The following is a 19,152-nucleotide window of genomic DNA, read 5'->3' on the forward strand; positions in this document are numbered from 1 at the left end:
CTTTTGCTATTTTACAAAATCGCGAACCAACTGACTTGCTTCTGCTTTTGCAGTTTCTAGGTCGTAATTTTTAATAATAATATCAAATTGAGGCGCTGTTGCCAATTCAACCGAAGCCTTCGCAATGCGCATATTTATTTTATCTTCACTCTCTGTTGAACGCTTTTTTAAACGGATTTTCAACTCATCAATGCTCGGTGGCTTAACGAAAACAGCAAGGGTTTCCTCAGGGAATTTGCGTTTGATGCGCAAACCTCCTGCAACGTCAATATCGAAAATAACATTTTTTCCCAATGCCCAGATGCGCTCCACCTCTGCTTTTAGTGTTCCATAAAAATTATCGCGATAAACCTCTTCCCACTCTAAAAAATCATCGTTTTTTATGTGTTTCTTAAAGTCTTCTAACGAAATAAAATAGTAGTCTTTTCCGTGTTCTTCTCCTTCTCTTGGTTCACGTGAGGTACACGAAATAGAAAAGTCTAAATTTAGGTCGCTTTGTGCTAATAAATGGCGTACAATTGTAGTTTTTCCCGAACCAGACGGAGCTGAAAAAACGATTAATTTCCCTTTATTCATAGGTGTTGTGTGTCTTTATAATACGTTTAATACTTGCTCTTTGATCTTTTCTAACTCATCTTTCATACGCACAACAATTTGTTGCATCTCTGCATGATTAGACTTCGATCCCATCGTATTAATCTCTCTTCCCATCTCTTGTGCAATAAAACCTAACTTTCTACCATTCGCTTCCTTGCCATTCAACGTTTCTAAGAAATAATCCAAGTGTTTGGCTAGACGCACTTTTTCTTCGGTTATATCCAATTTCTCTAGGTAGTAAATCACCTCTTGCTCGTATCGATTTTCATCAATAGTCAATTGCAATTCCATCAAGTTGTTGCGAAGGCGTTCTTTTACGCTTACGATACGTTCTTTATCTAAAAGTGATACCTGTTCCATATAGGAAAAAATACTTGCAATACGCGCTCTAAAATCATCTTCTAAGGATTTCCCCTCGCTTAAACGAAACGCTTTCATGCTCTGAATGGCTTCGTTAATTACAACTTCAATATCCTTCCACTCTTCCTCGTCAAAATCATTGCGCTCTACCTTCAAAGCATCTGGCATGCGAACCGCCATCTTCATCAATTCAGTCTCATCTGCATTTGGAATAATCGCCTTCATCTGTTCAATATACGCTAACACAATCGGAGCGTTGATCTTACTCGACGTCTCTTCAGCAGTAATCTCGCAAAACAAAGAAAAATCAACCTTTCCTCTTTCTAATTCTTGAGCAATCTGATTGCGCAAAGTCAGCTCTTTTTCTCTATAACTTAACGGCAATCGCACGTTTAAATCAAGATTCTTACTGTTCAGTGACTTTACTTCGATCGTAATCTTTTTTGTGGGTAATTGTAAACACGCTTTACCAAACCCTGTCATGGAATGTATCATATACTTTTGGATAATGACTGCAAAGGTAAGAAAAAATGGTTTACGGTGAACGGTGAACGCTTTACAGTTAACGGTGAACGGTTTACGATGAATGGAGAGGGTCATAAACAAAAAAAAGGGAAGCCTAAGCCTCCCTCTTCAAACCAACGTTATACTTAACTGTAACTTTTTAAAAAACAAACCAATCATTTTCAACTACGTTAAGTCTTAACCAACTTCACTCTATTATGAAATAAAAATGTTCTTTTTAATAACAATTCTTCATCTTTAATAAAAGAACTATACCGGCTCTTCTTTCTGATTGAACCCCTTAATAAACAATTAAAAATCCAAACCAGTATAGTGTAACTTTATTTTCTTCTATCTTATTAAAACCTGAAAAATCTCATAGCAATTATTCCCTTTTTCATATTTAAGACATCAAATTTGATATTTGGTCACATGATTTTTAGAAATAAATTCAAATATTATTGCAACATACTGACTAACAGCTGTTTAAAAAACAAAAAAGTCGAAGTAAAAACTTCGACTTTTTTTATTTTGCTGCCGCTATAAAAGCTTGTTCGAGTACTTTTTTGCTGTTGCCGACAAAAACGGCCCCATCAATAAAAATAACTGGTCGATTTAAAAAGGTATACTGTTCTAAAATTAGATTCTTATACTCTTCCTCTTGAAGGTTTTGATCTTTTAATCCTCTTGATTTGTACAACTGCGCTCTTTTATTAAAGAGTTTTTCATAACTCCCTACAGCGTCATACATTGTTGCTAACTGGGATTCAGTAACGGGATCTTTCTTAATATCCTGTAATTCAAATCCTTCTACCTGAGGCATTTCTTTCAAAATACGTTTGCAGGTATCACACGTACTCAAATAATATATCTTCCTATTCATCTCAGACTTCTTTAACTGTAATAATATGTACGGGACATATTTTTTCGGCTTGTTCACAAGCCTCTAATATCGTATAATCTGGCGACTTAAGCGTATGAAACCCTTTATTATTCACTGCCTTTAATAAAACGGTTTTGCCGTCTTTTTTTGACATCTGAAACTGTTGGGGCGCAACTTCAACACAGTAATTGCATCCAATACACTTATCGCGTTGTAAGGTAACTACAATCATTCGTTGGTTACTATTTTGTACATTTTATCAGACAAGCGCACGCGGAAGGGCAATTTTAAAGTGCAATCGTCTCCTTTGGTTGCCTTTTCAGCTGGTTGTTCGTTGACAAACAATTCTTCAACGGTTAATTCTTGTGCTCCTGTACTTGGACCGGTAATTAAAATTCGATCACCTACTTTAATGTCATAAGCTTCAATTTTGAATTCACCTATTGACGCTTTTTGAAAATAGTGTGCTGCTTTACCGACATATACTTTTTTCTGGGTAGCATTACTCCCTGGGTTATCACTCCACTCGCCTAATTTTTGTCCGAGGTAATACCCACTCCAAAAGCCACGGTTATACACCGTTTCTAAGGCGGCCATCCATTCGCTTACTTTTTCCTTGTTATAGGTACCTTCAGCAATGGCATCAATAGCTTCTCTATAGGTGCGAATCACTGTAGCCACATACTCAGGGGCTCTTCCTCTTCCTTCGATTTTCAATACCTTTGCCCCTGCATCAATCACTTGATCCAAGAAATCAATGGTACACAAATCTTTAGGAGACATCATATATTCATTGTCAAGCTCGATTTCAAATCCGCTTTCTTGATCGATTACGGTGTATTTTTTGCGGCAATTTTGTTTGCATGCACCTCGATTGGCTGATGAATTATGGGAGTGTAAGCTTAGGTAACACTTACCTGATACCGCCATACACAAAGCACCATGTCCAAAAATTTCAATCTCCACCAAGTTTCCTGCAGGTCCTTTGACCTGTTCTCGCTCAATGGCTTCTGTGATTTTTTTTACTTGACGCAAGCTCAATTCGCGCGATAAGACAATGGTATCGGCAAACAAGCTGTAAAACTTAACAGTTTCAATATTGGTCACGTTCAATTGAGTAGAGATATGCACTTCAAGACCAATGGCTCTTGCCGAGGCAATAACCGCTTGATCAGAGGCAATAACGGCAGTTAACCCCGCCTCTTTTGCCTTGTTGAGCAATGTTTTTACAACCGACAAATCGTGATCGTAAATAATCGTATTCAACGTCAAATAGGTGCGTACCTTCTTTTCTTGGCAACGTCTGGCTATTTCGGGCAAATCGTCGACTGAAAAATTCACCGTTGAACGCGCGCGCATATTCAATTGATCTACTCCAAAGTACACTGAATCGGCTCCGTTGTCAATTGCAGCTTGCAAGGACTCGAAGTTTCCAGCGGGAGCCATTAATTCAACTCTTCCTGAAACTGTCATAGCTTATCTATTTAATCAAGTATTTTAAATAATTGGTCATTCTTGCGCACGCGGAAGTTTAATTCCATTGTCATGCGATCACCTACATTTGCCACAGTAACCTCTTGTCCATTCACCAACATTTTTTCTAAAACCAAACGTTCATCTCCTGTTGTTGGCCCTACAATAGCAAGTTTATCGCCCAATTGTACCGATTTTTCCATCTCAAACTGACCCACCCCTGCTTTCGTAAAATAGTGTTGAACCGTTCCCACAAGTTGCTTGCGCTCTACTTGTTTTTTGCGAATTTGAGTCACTGTGCTTACTTTTACTGGTTGAATTTCAGCTGTCCCATCCACATCTTTCTTGAACTTTAAAGCCTCTGAACGCCCTTTCTTGAAAATTAAATTCCCTTTTTGAACGCCTTTTCTCAACGCCTTTTGCTCTTCAATCGGCAATTGAATCACTTCTAAACATTCGTTCGAACAACAACCGTGCATAGCCTCAGCACACGCATCACATTGAATAAACAACAAATGACAGGCTTCATTGGCGCAGTTCACGTGAACATCACAAGGCTTCCCACATTGGTGGCAATTGGCGATCACATCATCGGTAATACGCTCACCTAAACGATGATCGAATACAAAGTTCTTTCCGATGAATTTACTCTCTAATCCTTCGGCTTTCACTTGTCGGGTATATTCAATGATTCCCCCTTCTAGTTGATACACATTTTTGAATCCGTGGTGCTTGAAGTAAGCCGATGCTTTTTCACAACGAATCCCACCAGTACAGTACATCAAAAGGTTTTTATCCTCTTTAATCTCTTCCAATTGGTCTTTAATAATCGGCAAAGACTCGCGGAAGGTATCTACATCTGGAGTAATTGCTCCAACGAAATGTCCTACTTCACTTTCATAGTGATTGCGGAAGTCTACAACAATCGTATTTGGGTCTTCCAACAGCTGGTTAAATTCATTAGCCTTTAAGTGGATACCCTTATTTGTTACGTCAAAGGTAGCATCGTTTAATCCGTCTGCTACAATTTTATTTCTGACTTTTACTGTTAGTTTTAAAAACGACAGGTCATCTTGTTCCACGGCAACATTCAGGCGAATACCCTTCATAAAATCATAGGCTTCTAAGGTGTCTCTAAAGGCTTCGAACTTCGAGGCTGGCACCGACATCTGCGCATTGATTCCTTCATGGGCCACGTAAGTACGTCCAAGGGCGTCTAACGCATTCCATGCTAAGAATAAATCATCTCTAAATTGTTGTGGGTTTTCGATTTTGGCATACGCATAGAAAGACAAAGTCAAGCGATTTTCTCCCGCTTGCTCAATAAGTTCTGCTCTTTCTTCTGCGCTTAATGTGTTATACAGTTGCATGCTATATAAATTTTAAGTGTAGAATAATATAAAAAACGAGTTGAAAATTCTAAAATGGAAGAATTTCAGGGTGCAAAGATACGCTTTTGATTTGAAAATCAAATAGTAAAATGCGAAAGGCTGACATATCTCGCTATATGTCAGCCTTTTAAAAAATTATACCTTTTTATTCTAAACGCTTCAAAGGCAGGTCTTCCACTGGATTGATAATTAATGGAAAACGTTCAACTTTTACAGCGCTACTGTCTAATCCAAATGCTTTTTCCTCTGATAGGGAGATCTTTTTAAGGAAATCATAGAGGTCTAAAATAATTTTCTCTTTCATAGGCAAATCATTGTCATAGGACAATTCTTTTTCGATTAGGATATACTCAAAATCGCCGATGGCATCAATTTTGTGCAGAGACTCGTATCGGGTTGTAATATCGATTTCTCCTTGATGCATGAGTTCAGTCACCACTTGTTTCATCAGTACGTTGATGCGTTGTTCATTTCGGAAGCCTAGGTAGAAATCCACGCGTAGGATATTTTGATGGGCACCGTACTTTACAACTTTATATGCTAACTTATAGGGTTCATCCACTACATTTACGTGTACAAACCAATAATTATCTGCGCGTTTAGGGCGGCGATTAATAATGGAAAACATGGCTTTATACTCTACTTTGGATGGGCTATAGGCATTGGTTAAATACACTAAATTCGTCACGTACTTGGGCATGGATTGGTCCTGACTCAAATCGGTTAATATCTCTTGATAATCCACGATATTCACTAAATCAGTATAATTGCGTCTGATCTTTTTGCCAAGGTAATTGACAGTCATCACTGCTGCTAAAATTCCAGCGATAAACACAGTGACATAGCCTCCATGTGAAAACTTCTGCACATTGGAGATAAAAAACGACACTTCGATGGTGAGGTAAACAAGTTCAACGAGGATAATCAGAATCAGAGGCACGCGTTTTAATACCATGAAGTAACCTAGTAATATGGTTGTCATAATCATACACAGGGTGATAGCCAAACCATAGGCGGCTTCCATATTACCCGATTCTTTAAAGTGTAACACGACAAATACACAACCGATAAAAAGTAAGAAGTTTACAGAAGGGATATACAGTTGTCCGCGTATATTCGTTGGAAATTTCACGCGTATCTTCGGCCATAAATTTAATCGAATAGCTTCGTTGATCAGGGTAAATGATCCGCTAATCAAGGCTTGAGAAGCGATAACTGCAGCTAAGGTAGCAATCCCAATTCCGAAAGGCAAGAACCAGTCTGGCATCACCAAATAAAAAGGGTTGGCAGGTTGATCCGAATTTGGGCTTAAATCCATCAGTGTACTTCCAGCATATTCGATCAGCAAAGCACCTTGTCCGAAGTAACTCAAGACCAACATCAGCTTGACAAATGCCCAACTTATGCGAATATTTTTTATTCCGCAATGCCCCAAGTCGCTGTACAAAGCCTCAGCACCTGTGGTACACAAAAATACAAACCCCAAAACCAAGTAGCCCTCGGAGTGAATGCTTAACAAGTGAAAAGCATAGTACGGATTCAAAGCTTTTAACACACTAAGATTATCAATTAAATGACTGAAACCCAACACACCAAGCATTAAAAACCAAATCATCATCATAGGACCAAAAAACTTGCCTATGGTACGTGTACCGAATTGTTGAATAAAGAAAATCCCCATTAGAATACCGATAACAATAGGAATAGTAGCCAAATTGGGTTGGTAAATTTTAAGCCCTTCAACGGCAGAAGAAATGGATATAGGCGGTGTAATAATCCCATCGGCTAATAAAGCACTCCCTCCAATAATTGCGGGTACAATTAACCAAGGCTTTTTGAGTTTTTTTACTAAAGTAAAAAGCGAAAAAATACCCCCTTCTCCATTGTTATCCGCTTTTAGGGTAAGAAAGACATATTTGACCGTCGTTTGTAAGGTTAATGTCCAAAACACACAAGAAATAGCACCTAAGACGACTTCTTCGCGTATTACTGCACGTCCCATAATCGCCTTCATTACATAAAGTGGCGATGTTCCAATATCTCCGTAAATAATTCCAAGCGTTACTAATAGAGTACCTAAGGTTACGCGATCAAGACGTGTTGTTTTCGACTGTGACATCACAAAATATTTTTAAGTAACTAAATGACAAAAGCTTGCATGCTCCTGTGCATTGCGTTACAAAGGTAGGAAGTAAGACCATACAAAACACATATGCAATGTGAAATTTTCAACCAAACCCCACTTCCGCCATTAATTCTTAAATTTTAAGGAGACTTTATTCCTATTTTCCCACATTGCCTCAAGTTCTATTAGAGATACTATCAGCAGAAATATTTTAATTTGCACCTATATTACAACAAATAGACATAGGATTTATAGAGCGATGCTTGCTGATGTAGCTTGTTGTTTAGCAATTCGTGGAGCAGAGCAAATCAAAATGAGCAAGCGAAAAGAACAAACTTGCTACAATTTGTAGCATTCTTTACATCAAACACGGATCTATAGTATTTTTATCTTATTTTTACATCAGTTAAGAATCAATACTTCAAAAAAATGAGTGCAGATAAAGAAGCTAAATTAAAAGCCTTACAGCTAACATTAGATAAATTAGACAAGACCTACGGAAAAGGAACGGTAATGAAATTAGGAGATACCGCTGTGGAAGAAGTTGAAGTCATTTCTTCAGGTTCATTAGGTGTAGACTTAGCTTTAGGTGTAAGTGGATATCCGAAAGGAAGAATTATTGAAATATATGGTCCTGAATCATCAGGAAAGACGACCTTAACGCTACACGCCATTGCGGAAGCGCAAAAAGCAGGAGGAATTGCGGCATTTATTGATGCGGAGCATGCATTCGACCGTTTTTACGCACAGAAATTGGGGGTTGATATAGACAATTTGATTATTTCACAACCTGATAATGGAGAGCAAGCGTTGGAAATTGCGGAAAACTTAATTCGTTCAGGAGCGATTGATATCGTAGTCATTGACTCGGTTGCGGCTTTAACGCCAAAAGGAGAAATTGAAGGTGATATGGGTGATTCTAAAATGGGGTTACACGCGCGTTTAATGTCTCAAGCATTGAGAAAATTAACTTCGACTATTAGTAAAACCAATTGTACAGTATTCTTCATCAACCAGTTGAGAGATAAAATTGGTGTAATGTTCGGAAGCCCTGAAACAACAACTGGTGGTAATGCCTTGAAATTCTACGCTTCTGTACGTATCGATATTCGTCGTTCAACGCAAATTAAGGATGGTGAAAACGTAATTGGTAACCGCACAAAAGTAAAAATTGTTAAGAATAAAGTTGCTCCTCCATTCCGTACAGCAGAATTTGACATCATGTATGGAGAAGGGATTTCTAAAGTTGGAGAAGTATTAGACTTAGCTGTAGACTATGAAATTGTAAAGAAAAGCGGTTCTTGGTTTAGCTATGGAGACACCAAATTAGGACAAGGAAGAGACGCGGTTAAATCGCTAATCAAAGACAATCCTGAACTAATGGATGAATTAGAACAAAAGATTAAAGAAGAAATCAAAAATAGAGAAGCACAATAAAATGTGTGTACATCAAAAAGGGCCTCAAAACATTTGAGGCTTTTTTTATTTAATAGAGGTACAAAACCCCCTTAGCGTACACATAAGCTCCACCTACTAGCACAACTAAGCTAATCCAGTCCGTCCATTGCGTTGCCCTAAGCTTATTTCTATACAAATGATAGCAAAGGGTACACAAATATATACCTACGTATACGTGTAAAAAATAATACATATAAACAATAGAATAAGCACTCCAAATGCTATCGCCCAGCACAAAAAAAAGTCCCCAGCTCAATAATATAGGTACATTAAGCCACAAGCATCGAAGGAGTAAACGACATAGGAAAGATTTGAATCGCATAAAATTTTGTTTAGTAATTTCCCTCTTCCTAAACAAAAAAAATACCAAAATATGTTTATATAGTAAAAAAATTAGGGATTCACTATTGATTTTATATCTTTTCTAGCCCTCTTTTCCTCCCAAGTCAGCAATTGTTCTAGGATACTATGATGTGTTGCTTCCTTGAGTACTTTTTTGTTTTCTTGGGTACAACCCGCAGTGGAAATCGGTGGTTGAATCACCACAGGCACTGTTCCAGGCTTGCCCAATCCCCATTGAAAGGGGAAAAAATACTTCAAATATCCCATGGCCAGGGGAACTATTGGAATCTGATGGTCAATGGCTAAACGAAAGGCGCCATCCTTAAAATGGTCTAATACAATTGTGCGATCATCAGGAACTCCTCCTTCTGGAAAAATACAAATACTCAACCCCTGATTTAATTTGGCTTGTGCGCTTTCAAACACTTGATATCGGCTCTTTGAGTCTTTGCGATCCACTAAAATACACGTTCGTTTATAAAAAAACCCGAAAATAGGTAGCTTGGCAAGCTCCTTTTTCCCTACGAAGACAAAGGGATTATCTGGAACTAGAATCAGCATCATCATAATGTCCATCATCGAAGTGTGATTGGCAACAAACATATAGCTTTTTCCCTTTTCTAGTGCATAAGCAGACTCAATATGATAAGACATCCCCATACCAAAAAAAGTAAGCTTAGCCCATAAGCGCGCGACTTTGAAAAAAGTAGGATAGGTCGAATCGGACCAAATCGTTGCTAAGAGCAAAGGCGATAACAAAAGGATTACAACCAGCATCCAGAGGTAAAACCAAGCTCGCCATAATACGCTAAAAAAGATGCGAATGTATTTCATTAAACAATGCATTTAACTTTTGCATGAAGTTCATCAAAAATAAAAAATAAAGGTAAGTGAACCCAAGGAAAAAGAAAAAAAGAAAAAACAATACCTCCAAAAGCGCTATCTTTGTAGTTATTATATATACAAACACGCAATGGCTAAAATTCTAACAGGAGTTCAAAGTACAGGAACTCCACATTTAGGGAATCTCTTAGGCGCCATTCTACCAGCAGTAGAAATGGCTAATAACAAAGAGAATGAGTCTTTTATATTTATTGCGAATTTACATTCAGCAACGCAAATAAAAGAGGCAAAAACATTACAGGAAAACACCTATAGTGTTGCGGCTACTTGGCTTGCTTGTGGTTTAGATGTTAATCATGTAACTTTTTACCGCCAGTCCGACGTACCGCAAACGACTGAGTTAAGTTGGTACTTAAGTTGCTTTTTTCCCTTCCAACGTTTAACATTAGCTCACTCTTTTAAAGATAAAGCGGAAGTTCTTTCTGATGTTAATGCTGGATTATTTACCTATCCTATGCTTATGGCTGCGGATATTTTATTATATGATGCAAATTTCGTTCCCGTAGGGAAAGATCAATTACAGCACTTGGAAATTACCCGTGATGTTGCTTCTCGATTTAATCATCAAATGGGAGAAACTTTTGTTTTACCTGATGCTAAAATCTCAGAAGACGTAATGATTGTACCTGGATTAGACGGCAATAAAATGAGTAAATCCAGAAATAATATAATCAATATTTTCGAAAGCGATAAGACGTTGCGCAAGCAAGTCATGAGTATTGAAACGGATAGTACACCCTTGGAAGATCCAAAGAATCCAGACACTTGTAACGTTTATACGATTTACAAGCTATTGGCTACTCCGGAACAAAATGCGCAAATGCGTGCAAAATACCAAGGAGGTAACTATGGATATGGACATGCAAAACAAGAGCTATACGAGTTAATCGTTGAGAAATTTCAAGAGATACGAGAAAAATACAACTACTACATCAATAATTTAGAAGAAGTAGATCGCTTGTTAGCCATTGGAGCATCTAAAGCATCGGTTGTTGCTAATGCTACACTAGAACGAGTACGAGAAAAACTTGGCTATACGATCGCAAAGTAAAATACAAGCGGGCACCCAGATAGAGCGTGCCCGTTTTTTATTTAATTTAGGCGTTCAAAATATTTTCCTGGCAAGGGCTTCACTAGGCCTTGAAGCTCTAATTGTAACAAGAGTGTACTTACTTTATAGATGGGAAGGTTGCATTCTATAGCGATTAAATCAATGACTTCCCGTTCAACCCCACAGAGGTAATCAAAGACTCGTTGTGCTTCTTCTTCCAAGTGCACGAACAATTGGGGTTGCACAACCTTAGTTTTGGGTGCTGTTCGATTCCAATTTAATACGTCTATGATTTCGCTAGGCTGTTGTAGAAGTTGGGCCCTGAGGGTTCGAATCAATTCGTTACAACCTTGGCTCATTAGATCATCTACTCTTCCAGGCACGGCAAAGGCATCGCGGTTATACTCATTCGCAAAGCCAATCGAACTCATTGATCCCCCTTTTAGTGCACTTTCTACCACAATAGTTGCTTGACTCATTCCAGCAACAATGCGATTGCGTTGAACAAAGTTTTCGCGTTCTATTCTACTTTGTATTGGAAACTCCGTTAGCAATCCCCCATGTCTCATCATTTGCTTAGCCAATTTGGCGTGAATTGCAGGATATATACGCTGCAGACCATGCCCTAAAATTCCGAAAGTCTCTAATCCAAACGCCAAGGCCTCTCGGTGTACACAGGCATCAATTCCGTATGCTAATCCACTGACAACAATCGGATTGAACGGTTGAACAGCCTCCATGATTTGGGTACAAAAAGCCATGCCTCTTGGCGTTGGTGTACGCGTACCGACTACGCTAAGTATAGGGCGGGAAGTCCAATCAGGAAGCTTTGCTCCTTTATAAAAAAGCAAAAGAGGAGCATCATCACATTGCTTCAAATAAAAGGGATAAGTTGGTGCTCGATAATATAACGGCAGGATGTCGAGCTTTTGAATGAGCTTGAGCTCTTTCTCGGCCCATCTTAGCACCTGCACCTCTTGTAAATTTGTAATTAATCCCTCCGATACTCGTTTTAAGCGACACGCATCAGGTGTGGCTTGGAATACGCCTTTGGCTGAACCAAAGTGTTCGATCAATCGCTTGCCAATTATTGGTCCAACACCGATCACTTTGGTTAGCGCTAACGTATAAAACAAATCTTCCTCCTCCATCAAAAACTATGTTAATTAGTTAAATTTTATTACCTTAGTATTTCCAATAGCAAAAACCTAACCATTCAATACCAAACACTTAACAACCTTTTGTCGTTTAGTCAAATTGTTAATAAAAAAAACTTGTTTATTATTTGTTAAGCGATTGGTTTCGACTAATTTTGTAGTATGAAGATGACTCAATACATATCAGCCTTATTATATCGCTATCCCTGCGTTATTGTTCCAGGATTTGGTGCTTTTATCACTGAAATCCAATCGTCTTTTTACGATGCTGAAAAACAACAATTTTTTCCGCCCCAAAAGCGAATTTCCTTTAATAGAAATATCGTAAACAATGATGGATTATTAGCCAATCACTTGGCTACGCAAGAAGGTATTTCTTACGAGGAAGCAGTGGTACGCATTGAGAATATGGTCGCTGATTGGAATAGTACTTTAACCTCTTTTGAAACGCTAAACCTAGCATCAATCGGGATATTTAGCTATAACGAAGAGAAGAGTTTACAATTTGATCCTATTCAGAATCAAAATTACTTAGCGACTTCTTTCGGTTTGTCTTCTGTGCGTGTACAAACTGTTGAAAGAGCACCTAAAGCAGCACCGCAAGTTGTTGCTCTAGCTTCTACGCCAGTGCGAACAAGACGAACAGCTACTTTCTTTAAGTATGCTTCAGTCTTGGTTCTTGTTGCAGGTATTGGCAGTGTTTTAGTACAAAATGGCTACACAGCTTATGTCAACGATCAAACCCTATTCATTGAGAACAACGTACAAACTCAAGTTCAAAATAGGATTCAGCAAGCAACGTTTATCATTGAACCTACAAGTGAGTCTATTGCATTACCTGTAAAAGATGAAAACGCCGTTCTAGAGACACCGTATCACTTGGTAGCAGCTGCTTTTAGAAGTGAAGAAAATGCAGCAATAGAAGTGGGCATCCTCAAAAAAAAGGGGTTTGAGCAAGCTTCTTTCTTAGGAAGAACAAAGTATGGCATGTATCCTGTTTTATATGCAAGCTATGCTTCCCATGAAGAAGCCAAAGAAGCTTTGAAAGAAATTCACCGTACTACTAATAAAGACGCATGGATTTTTATTAAATAATACGTTAAATATAGTAACCGAACGCAAAACGTTCGGTTTTTTTTTGCTTTGTCGCTATCTTTGTCAAAAATACATTCTTTATGAAGGCAAAATTAGTATCTGAATCAGCTACTATCATGAGCGATTTAGTTCTCCCAGGAGAAACAAATCCTTTAAACAATATGTTTGGAGGGGAATTATTAGCGCGTATGGACAGAGCTGCAGGGATTGCTGCAAGAAGACACTCAAGAAGAATTTGCGTAACTGCATCAGTGAATCACGTTGCTTTTAACAAGCCTATTCCCTTAGGAAGTGTAGTGACCATAGAAGCGAAAATATCAAGAGCCTTTACTTCATCGATGGAAATCTATATTGATGTTTGGATTGAAGACCGCGAATCGGGAAGTAAAACCAAGGCCAATGAAGCAATTTACACCTTTGTTGCTGTTGATGATATGGGTAATCCCGTTCCAGTTCCTGAATTGATCACAGAAACAGAATTAGAACACCAACGTTATGAGGCGGCATTAAGAAGAAAACAATTGAGCTTAGTCCTAGCCGGTAAGATGAAACCGAGCGATGCGACAGAGTTAAAAGCTCTTTTTAATTAATAGAAAAACAAACAATGAAAAAAATTTTATTTGGTTTAGCCCTTACTTTTTGCTTCTTGCAAACTACGGCGATCTTCGCGTGGGGAACAACGGGACATCGCGTTATTGCAGAAATAGCAGAGAGAAACCTAAACAAAAAAGCTAAAAAAGAATTACAGAAGATTATTGGTAAACAGCAACTAGCGTATTGGGCAAATTGGCCTGATTTCATTAAGTCTGATCCTACGTGGAAATTCGCAGACAGCTGGCATTACCTAAACTTACCTGGAAATTTAAGTCGCGCTGCTTTTGATCAAGAATTGGCTGATTCTACTGACGAAAACTTGTACAAACGCGCCTTAGTTTTGATGGAAGAATTGAAGAGTAACAGCCTTACGCTAGAGGAAAAACAACAAAAGCTCTACTTCTTGATCCACATTATTGGTGACGCACATCAACCATTACACATCGGAAGATCAGAAGATTTGGGAGGAAATAGAATTAAAGTTGAATGGTTTAGAAAGCCGACGAACTTACACAGTTTATGGGATTCTGCCTTAGTAGATTTTGACAAATACAGCTATACAGAATATGCTACTGTACTAGATATTCACGGTAAAGAGCACAATAAATCTTTAGTTTCGGGTAGCTTAGAGGACTGGATCTATGATTCGTATACTTCGGCTAACGCGATTTACAACAGTGTAGAAGAAAGTGAAAATTTAAGTTATCGCTATCATTTTGACTTTAAAGATACTGTAGAGGAACAGCTATTAAAAGGAGGGCTTCGTTTGGCGAAATTGCTGAATGAGCTTTATAAATAACAAAAAAGAGCAAGTTTATCACTTGCTCTTTTTTTATGTGTTATGATTATCTACTTCTTGAATAAGAGGACGAAGATCCGCTACTACTTGAGCTTGATGAACTGCGAGAGTAACTTGGACTGCTGCCTGAACTAGAACTAGACGAACTTCTAGAATAACTTGGACTACTGCTACCTGAACTGTAACTCGATGAACTACGCGAGTAACTCGGGCTACTGCTGCTTGAATTATAGCTAGATGAGCTTCTTGAATAGCTTGGACTACTGCTTCCTGAATTGTAATTCGATGAACTGCGTGAGTAATTGGAGTTGCTACTGCCTGAAGTACTACTATTAGACGATCCTGAACTACGGGAGTAATTGGAGTTGCTACTGCCTGAATTATTTCCATAATTGCTAGTGGATGATCCCGAACTACGTGAATAGTACCCTGAATTTGCATTGGTTGTTTCTGACGTAGTCGAACCTGAACCGCGCGAATAATAACCTGAATTTGAATTTGTTGAGCTATTATTGGTTCCGCTTATGGCTTCTCCTCGTTTGTAAGCATCTGTTCCACTGGAAGAATTTGAGCTTCTTGAATAATAGTTATTCGTATCTACTCGATTGATATCGCGTGTTGAGCCCGTTGTTGAAGTAGTATTCGAACGGGAATAATTACTTGTTTCTCTAGTGTAAGACGATCTTGCTTCAGCTAAATCACGGCTATTGGAGTAGCCATTATTTCGCTCATAAAACGAGTTATTTGGATTTGAGCGCTCGTAATAATCTCTTCTTACCTCGCTATACATCGATCTTGAATTACTGCTGTAGTGATTATTGGTGTACACATATCTATTGTTATAGTTAATGTGATTGTGTACGTGAACGACATAAGTTGCCGTAGGATAAGGCGAGTAATACGAGTAATGGGATGGATAATAGCCCCAATACCACGAAGAGTAGTATGGACGATAGGATACACCCCAGAACAAGCTGAAGACAGGTGGGGTAACGACATAAACTGGTTCATAAATATAGTTTGGCCCATAGAGATAACTATTTCCTACAATTTGGACAGAAACTTGATTACGGCGCTTATTTTTCTCAACTTCAATCGTTGCCACATCTTGATACATATCGCGTCCTAAAACGGCTTGAATCACGATTAAATGGGTATTTCCCTCAGCTATTTCGATAACGCGTAAATAGTCTACATAGCCATCATTATTTAAATCTAAATTATTGATGCGTAGACTAGGGTCATTTAGGCGGTATTCAAAATCTCCTAAGTCTTTTGAATCCCCAAATATAGAAGCAACTGCCTGTAAATCTAAGTTATCACTAATATCGTAATTAGTAGCTGTTACTACTGCTCTTTGCGCTTGCACTTGTGTGGCAAAACCAAAAAACAAAGCGACGATTATATAATATAAAAACTTCATTTTATCCACTTTTTTAGTTAAACATTTGCTGTAAATCAACTATTGTGCCAGCAAATGTTTAACTAAGGTACAAAAAAAGCCCTTACCGATATGGTAAGGGCTTCTTAAAATATCCTAAACTTACTACTTTAACTATTTAAGAATGACGAATTCACTGCGTCTATTGATCGCGTGATCCTCTTCGGAACAGTTTGATTTACAATCGATTTTCGGCTCACTAGCGCCATATCCTTGGGATTCTAGGCGATAAGGCTCTATACCTTTTGACAACACGTATTGAACGGTGGTCTTCGCTCGATTCTCCGATAGCTTTTGGTTGTAGGTTGCACTTCCGCGGTTGTCCGTATGAGCGCCTACTTTGATGCGCATCTGTGGGTTGCGCTTCATTACCTTCACTAACTTATCCAACTCGAAAGCCCCTTGTTGGGTGATGTTCGATCGGTCAAACTCGAAGTAAATATCACCTAAGATGATTTCGTCTTTCGTGACGATCACCTCAATCGGACGCAAAGCAACATTCACTAGCTGACGTCCTCCTTTGCGGTTCAACGGAACTTCGATAGACTTGCCTTCGAAGTCCTCTTTATCAACCTGTAAGTGGTAAAACTTATCGCAGTCAACCACGTATTCCACGATACCGCGACGATCTGTAAACTTGGTTTCTATCAAGTTCTTGCGGTCATCAAAAATGTCTACACGGGCACCCTCGAGGATCTTACCTGTATCTTTGTGGGTAACCGTTACATACATCTCTGTATTACAAACAGGTTTTGCCTTGTAGATATCATCGCGACCAACGCGGTTGGTTGAAAAGAAACCGATGTCTTTGCCCGGATAAAACGAAAAGGCAAAATCGTCTTTTGCCGTGTTAATAGGAGATCCTAAGTTCTTAGGCTCTGCCTGAGGAATGGCTAAGTCTACAACATAAACATCTAGACCGCCAAAGCCCTTGCGGGAATCCGAGGCAAAGTACAACTTGCCATCCTCTGAAATAAAGGGGAAAGACTCTCGTCCTTCTGTGTTGATCTGACTGCCCATATTAATTGGAGTCCCGTAGTTGCCTTCCGAATCAATATCTACTTTCCATATATCTGTGCTACCCATCGTACCTGGCATGTCGGAAGAAAAGTAAAGCGTACGACCGTCCTTGCTCACACTAGGATTACTAACCGAGTAATCACTCCCATTGAAGGGAACTGGCTCGAAATCGGTCCACTTGTCTTTTTTCTTAGTCGCACGGAAAACACTTACTTTTCCTAGCTTAACCAATTTTGCTTTGTTCTTAACAAACTTACCTGCGCGGAAACTCTCCGTTGCAAAGTACATCGTATGACCATCCCCAGTTACGGTAGACGGACCATCGTGGTATTTGGTATTCAATTCTGAAACCGGTTCTACATCGTATAAGGGATCATCTGCGTTTTTGTATTTCGCTTGGTAGATGTCTAAATACCCTTGGTTGTCCCAGCCGTATTTCTTTTTGGAGTTGTTCCCTGCACGAGTAGACGCAAAGTAAAGCGTGTCCCCTACGGTTAAAAAGGCGCCAAAATCATTGCCCTGACGGTCGTTGATCCCAGACTCTTCATAGGTAAACAGCTCCTCTTGCTCGCGCAATCTTGGAATGTAATCCGGTTCGCGTAAAAATGCAATAGCCCGTTGATCCTCGGGGTTGCGCTCAGCGAATTTCTTCATCGCAGCATTGGACGACTCATAGCGTCCACTAGCCTTGAGCATCTGTGCGTAACGGTAGTACAACTCCGAATCTAAACTAGGATCCTTCTCTAAGGCTTTCCCGTAGTATTTGGCCGCTTCAACGGTATTGAAAATGTTGTAATAGCAGTCTGCTAGTTGTAAATAAATATAATTATCTGTCTTGGCACCGCGGATCAACTTCTGATACACCTTTGCCGCCTCGACAAACTCGTAGCGGTTGTAGTGCTCATTGGCAATCTCTAAAGGTGGTTTGATAGGCTCTTGAGCACTTAGACTTTGCGTGGATAATAATCCACCCAATAACAGACTTAAATAAACCTTTCTTATTTTCATTGTGTGTTTTTTAATCAATTAGAAATAACGGGATGAACTAGAAACTTTCTTAGACAAGAAAATGTCATACAACACCATGAACTCATGGGATCCTTTTGCTACTTTATTGATGTCTGACGTCACGTAATCATAAGCATAACCTACGCGCAACTGAGGCGTAACTCGGTAGTTGATCATCCCGCCAACAGCGTCGTCTAAGCGGTAACTTATACCCGCCTCGATTTTATCCATATACATCACATTCATATTCACGTCAAACGAGACAGGGGAATTAAGTGCGTATTTGATCATAGTTGAAGGTTTCAATTTCCAATCTTGATCTAAATCAAATACATAACCTCCATTTAAGAACATATGGATCTCGCGTTGACCGAAGTCTTTCCCATCGTAATTCAGGTAGTACTCTTTGATCAAGTTGGGAACTCCTAAACCAATGTAGTATTTATCAGTATAGTAGTAGGCTCCGATACCTGCGTTAAAAAGCGTTGATTTACTATCTGCGCCAAAAGCTGGGTCATTGGGATCAATCGTATAACCATCACCAACCTCAGAAAACAAGTTCGCACTGTGAAACGTAGCACCTGCTTTAATACCCAAGGCCAATTTGTGTACGCCACCTAAATCCAAGGTATAAGAGAAATCTCCATAGAGGTTGTTCTCAGTAACAGGCCCGATGCGGTCATTGATAAAAGACAATCCAACCCCAACTTTCTTACCAACTCGGCTGTGGATAAAGAATGTGCCCGTTTCAGGAGCTCCTTTAAATCCAGCCCATTGTTTGCGGTATAAGGCTCCCATAGAAACAGCATCCTTAGAACCAGCATAAGCAGGGTTAACAACACTCATATTGTACATGTATTGGGTGTACTGTGGGTTTTGTTGGGCCTTTGTCTCTAGGCAACTAAGCAGACTCAGTAAACCTAGTGTTAAATATATTTTTCTCATATACGA

17 protein-coding genes are annotated in these 19,152 nt (G+C 39.1%); 5 read left to right on the forward strand and 12 right to left on the reverse strand.

Translation table 11 applies throughout. The annotated features are described in order from the left end of the window. Positions 1-6 precede the first annotated feature (6 nt). The 7 genes from gmk to H4K35_RS03340 form a co-directional block, all read right to left on the reverse strand. Positions 7-576, reverse strand: a complete 570-nt coding sequence (gene gmk, locus H4K35_RS03310) for a guanylate kinase (protein WP_182625963.1) — start codon at positions 574-576, stop codon at positions 7-9. Between the two features lie 15 nt (positions 577-591). Further along, entirely contained in the window at positions 592-1,440 is an 849-nt protein-coding gene (locus tag H4K35_RS03315) for a YicC/YloC family endoribonuclease (RefSeq protein ID WP_182626076.1), read from the reverse strand. A gap of 547 nt (positions 1,441-1,987) precedes the next feature. Then, complete coding sequence (locus H4K35_RS03320; protein ID WP_182625964.1) at positions 1,988-2,344, reverse strand: arsenate reductase family protein; 357 nt, start codon at positions 2,342-2,344, stop codon at positions 1,988-1,990. Position 2,345: 1 nt separating this feature from the next. Beyond that, entirely contained in the window at positions 2,346-2,576 is a 231-nt protein-coding gene (locus tag H4K35_RS03325; RefSeq protein WP_182625965.1) for a ferredoxin, read from the reverse strand. Further along, the gene (locus H4K35_RS03330; protein ID WP_182625966.1) at positions 2,573-3,817 is read right to left on the reverse strand and encodes a peptidase U32 family protein; all 1,245 of its coding nucleotides are present in this window, start codon (positions 3,815-3,817) and stop codon (positions 2,573-2,575) included. The genes H4K35_RS03325 and H4K35_RS03330 overlap by 4 nt, the downstream gene beginning before the upstream one ends. 11 nt (positions 3,818-3,828) lie before the next feature. Further along, complete coding sequence (locus H4K35_RS03335) at positions 3,829-5,187, reverse strand: rhodanese-related sulfurtransferase (protein ID WP_182625967.1); 1,359 nt, start codon at positions 5,185-5,187, stop codon at positions 3,829-3,831. A gap of 166 nt (positions 5,188-5,353) precedes the next feature. Beyond that, positions 5,354-7,327: a KUP/HAK/KT family potassium transporter gene (locus tag H4K35_RS03340; RefSeq protein WP_182625968.1), complete on the reverse strand. Its 1,974-nt coding sequence runs from the start codon at positions 7,325-7,327 to the stop codon at positions 5,354-5,356. Positions 7,328-7,762: 435 nt separating this feature from the next. Between H4K35_RS03340 and recA the strand changes: the two genes are divergently transcribed. Beyond that, positions 7,763-8,770, forward strand: coding sequence for a recombinase RecA (recA, locus tag H4K35_RS03345; protein WP_182625969.1), 1,008 nt, complete (start codon positions 7,763-7,765; stop codon positions 8,768-8,770). 414 nt (positions 8,771-9,184) lie between these two features. Here the strand turns inward: recA and H4K35_RS03350 are convergent, their stop codons facing one another. Next, positions 9,185-9,967, reverse strand: coding sequence for a 1-acyl-sn-glycerol-3-phosphate acyltransferase (locus H4K35_RS03350; protein WP_182625970.1), 783 nt, complete (start codon positions 9,965-9,967; stop codon positions 9,185-9,187). 139 nt (positions 9,968-10,106) lie between these two features. Here H4K35_RS03350 and trpS point away from each other — a divergent pair, with 139 nt between their 5' ends. Next, a complete protein-coding gene (trpS, locus tag H4K35_RS03355; protein WP_182625971.1) occupies positions 10,107-11,087 on the forward strand; it encodes a tryptophan--tRNA ligase in 981 nt (326 codons plus the stop codon). A 41-nt stretch (positions 11,088-11,128) separates the two neighbouring features. On the opposite strand, the gene dprA is transcribed toward trpS, so the two are convergent. After that, on the reverse strand, positions 11,129-12,238 hold the full coding sequence (gene dprA / locus H4K35_RS03360; protein WP_182625972.1) for a DNA-processing protein DprA: 1,110 nt from the start codon (positions 12,236-12,238) through the stop codon (positions 11,129-11,131). A 168-nt stretch (positions 12,239-12,406) separates the two neighbouring features. On the opposite strand from dprA, the gene H4K35_RS03365 reads away from it, so the two are divergent. From H4K35_RS03365 to H4K35_RS03375, 3 genes are all read left to right on the forward strand, one after another. Continuing rightward, the gene (locus H4K35_RS03365) at positions 12,407-13,339 is read left to right on the forward strand and encodes an SPOR domain-containing protein (RefSeq protein ID WP_255492350.1); all 933 of its coding nucleotides are present in this window, start codon (positions 12,407-12,409) and stop codon (positions 13,337-13,339) included. Positions 13,340-13,419: 80 nt separating this feature from the next. Beyond that, complete coding sequence (locus H4K35_RS03370; RefSeq protein WP_182625973.1) at positions 13,420-13,929, forward strand: acyl-CoA thioesterase; 510 nt, start codon at positions 13,420-13,422, stop codon at positions 13,927-13,929. Positions 13,930-13,943: 14 nt separating this feature from the next. Further along, positions 13,944-14,732, forward strand: a complete 789-nt coding sequence (locus H4K35_RS03375; RefSeq protein WP_182625974.1) for a S1/P1 nuclease — start codon at positions 13,944-13,946, stop codon at positions 14,730-14,732. A gap of 46 nt (positions 14,733-14,778) precedes the next feature. Here H4K35_RS03375 and H4K35_RS03380 read toward each other — a convergent pair whose 3' ends face one another. The 3 genes from H4K35_RS03380 to H4K35_RS03390 all read right to left on the reverse strand — a co-directional run bounded on the left by H4K35_RS03380 (position 14,779) and on the right by H4K35_RS03390 (position 19,146). Continuing rightward, positions 14,779-16,155 carry a hypothetical protein gene (locus tag H4K35_RS03380; protein ID WP_182625975.1) on the reverse strand — a complete coding sequence of 459 codons (1,377 nt, stop codon included), beginning with the start codon at positions 16,153-16,155 and terminating at the stop codon, positions 14,779-14,781. 132 nt (positions 16,156-16,287) lie between these two features. Next, positions 16,288-18,201 carry an OmpA family protein gene (locus H4K35_RS03385; RefSeq protein WP_182625976.1) on the reverse strand — a complete coding sequence of 638 codons (1,914 nt, stop codon included), beginning with the start codon at positions 18,199-18,201 and terminating at the stop codon, positions 16,288-16,290. Between the two features lie 18 nt (positions 18,202-18,219). Next, positions 18,220-19,146 (reverse strand): type IX secretion system membrane protein PorP/SprF, encoded by a 927-nt coding sequence (locus H4K35_RS03390; RefSeq protein WP_182625977.1) that lies wholly within the window; start codon positions 19,144-19,146, stop codon positions 18,220-18,222. Between the last annotated feature and the right edge of the window lie 6 nt (positions 19,147-19,152).

Origin of the sequence: Myroides sp. NP-2 (assembly GCF_014145665.1) — a bacterium.
Taxonomy (GTDB): domain Bacteria; phylum Bacteroidota; class Bacteroidia; order Flavobacteriales; family Flavobacteriaceae; genus Flavobacterium.

Bases quoted from the DNA above. Each gene is read 5' to 3' on its own strand.
- H4K35_RS03340 (WP_182625968.1), bottom strand. From the start codon at position 7,327: ATGTCACAGTCGAAAACAACACGTCTTGATCGCGTAACCTTAGGTACT.
- H4K35_RS03380 (WP_182625975.1), bottom strand. From the start codon at position 16,155: ATGAAGTTTTTATATTATATAATCGTCGCTTTGTTTTTTGGTTTTGCC.
- H4K35_RS03320 (WP_182625964.1), bottom strand. From the start codon at position 2,344: ATGAATAGGAAGATATATTATTTGAGTACGTGTGATACCTGCAAACGT.
- dprA (WP_182625972.1), bottom strand. From the start codon at position 12,238: ATGGAGGAGGAAGATTTGTTTTATACGTTAGCGCTAACCAAAGTGATC.
- H4K35_RS03330 (WP_182625966.1), bottom strand. From the start codon at position 3,817: ATGACAGTTTCAGGAAGAGTTGAATTAATGGCTCCCGCTGGAAACTTC.
- H4K35_RS03325 (WP_182625965.1), bottom strand. From the start codon at position 2,576: ATGATTGTAGTTACCTTACAACGCGATAAGTGTATTGGATGCAATTAC.
- recA (WP_182625969.1), top strand. From the start codon at position 7,763: ATGAGTGCAGATAAAGAAGCTAAATTAAAAGCCTTACAGCTAACATTA.
- H4K35_RS03390 (WP_182625977.1), bottom strand. From the start codon at position 19,146: ATGAGAAAAATATATTTAACACTAGGTTTACTGAGTCTGCTTAGTTGC.
- H4K35_RS03375 (WP_182625974.1), top strand. From the start codon at position 13,944: ATGAAAAAAATTTTATTTGGTTTAGCCCTTACTTTTTGCTTCTTGCAA.
- H4K35_RS03370 (WP_182625973.1), top strand. From the start codon at position 13,420: ATGAAGGCAAAATTAGTATCTGAATCAGCTACTATCATGAGCGATTTA.
- gmk (WP_182625963.1), bottom strand. From the start codon at position 576: ATGAATAAAGGGAAATTAATCGTTTTTTCAGCTCCGTCTGGTTCGGGA.
- H4K35_RS03385 (WP_182625976.1), bottom strand. From the start codon at position 18,201: ATGAAAATAAGAAAGGTTTATTTAAGTCTGTTATTGGGTGGATTATTA.
- trpS (WP_182625971.1), top strand. From the start codon at position 10,107: ATGGCTAAAATTCTAACAGGAGTTCAAAGTACAGGAACTCCACATTTA.
- H4K35_RS03350 (WP_182625970.1), bottom strand. From the start codon at position 9,967: ATGAAATACATTCGCATCTTTTTTAGCGTATTATGGCGAGCTTGGTTT.
- H4K35_RS03335 (WP_182625967.1), bottom strand. From the start codon at position 5,187: ATGCAACTGTATAACACATTAAGCGCAGAAGAAAGAGCAGAACTTATT.
- H4K35_RS03365 (WP_255492350.1), top strand. From the start codon at position 12,407: ATGAAGATGACTCAATACATATCAGCCTTATTATATCGCTATCCCTGC.
- H4K35_RS03315 (WP_182626076.1), bottom strand. From the start codon at position 1,440: ATGACAGGGTTTGGTAAAGCGTGTTTACAATTACCCACAAAAAAGATT.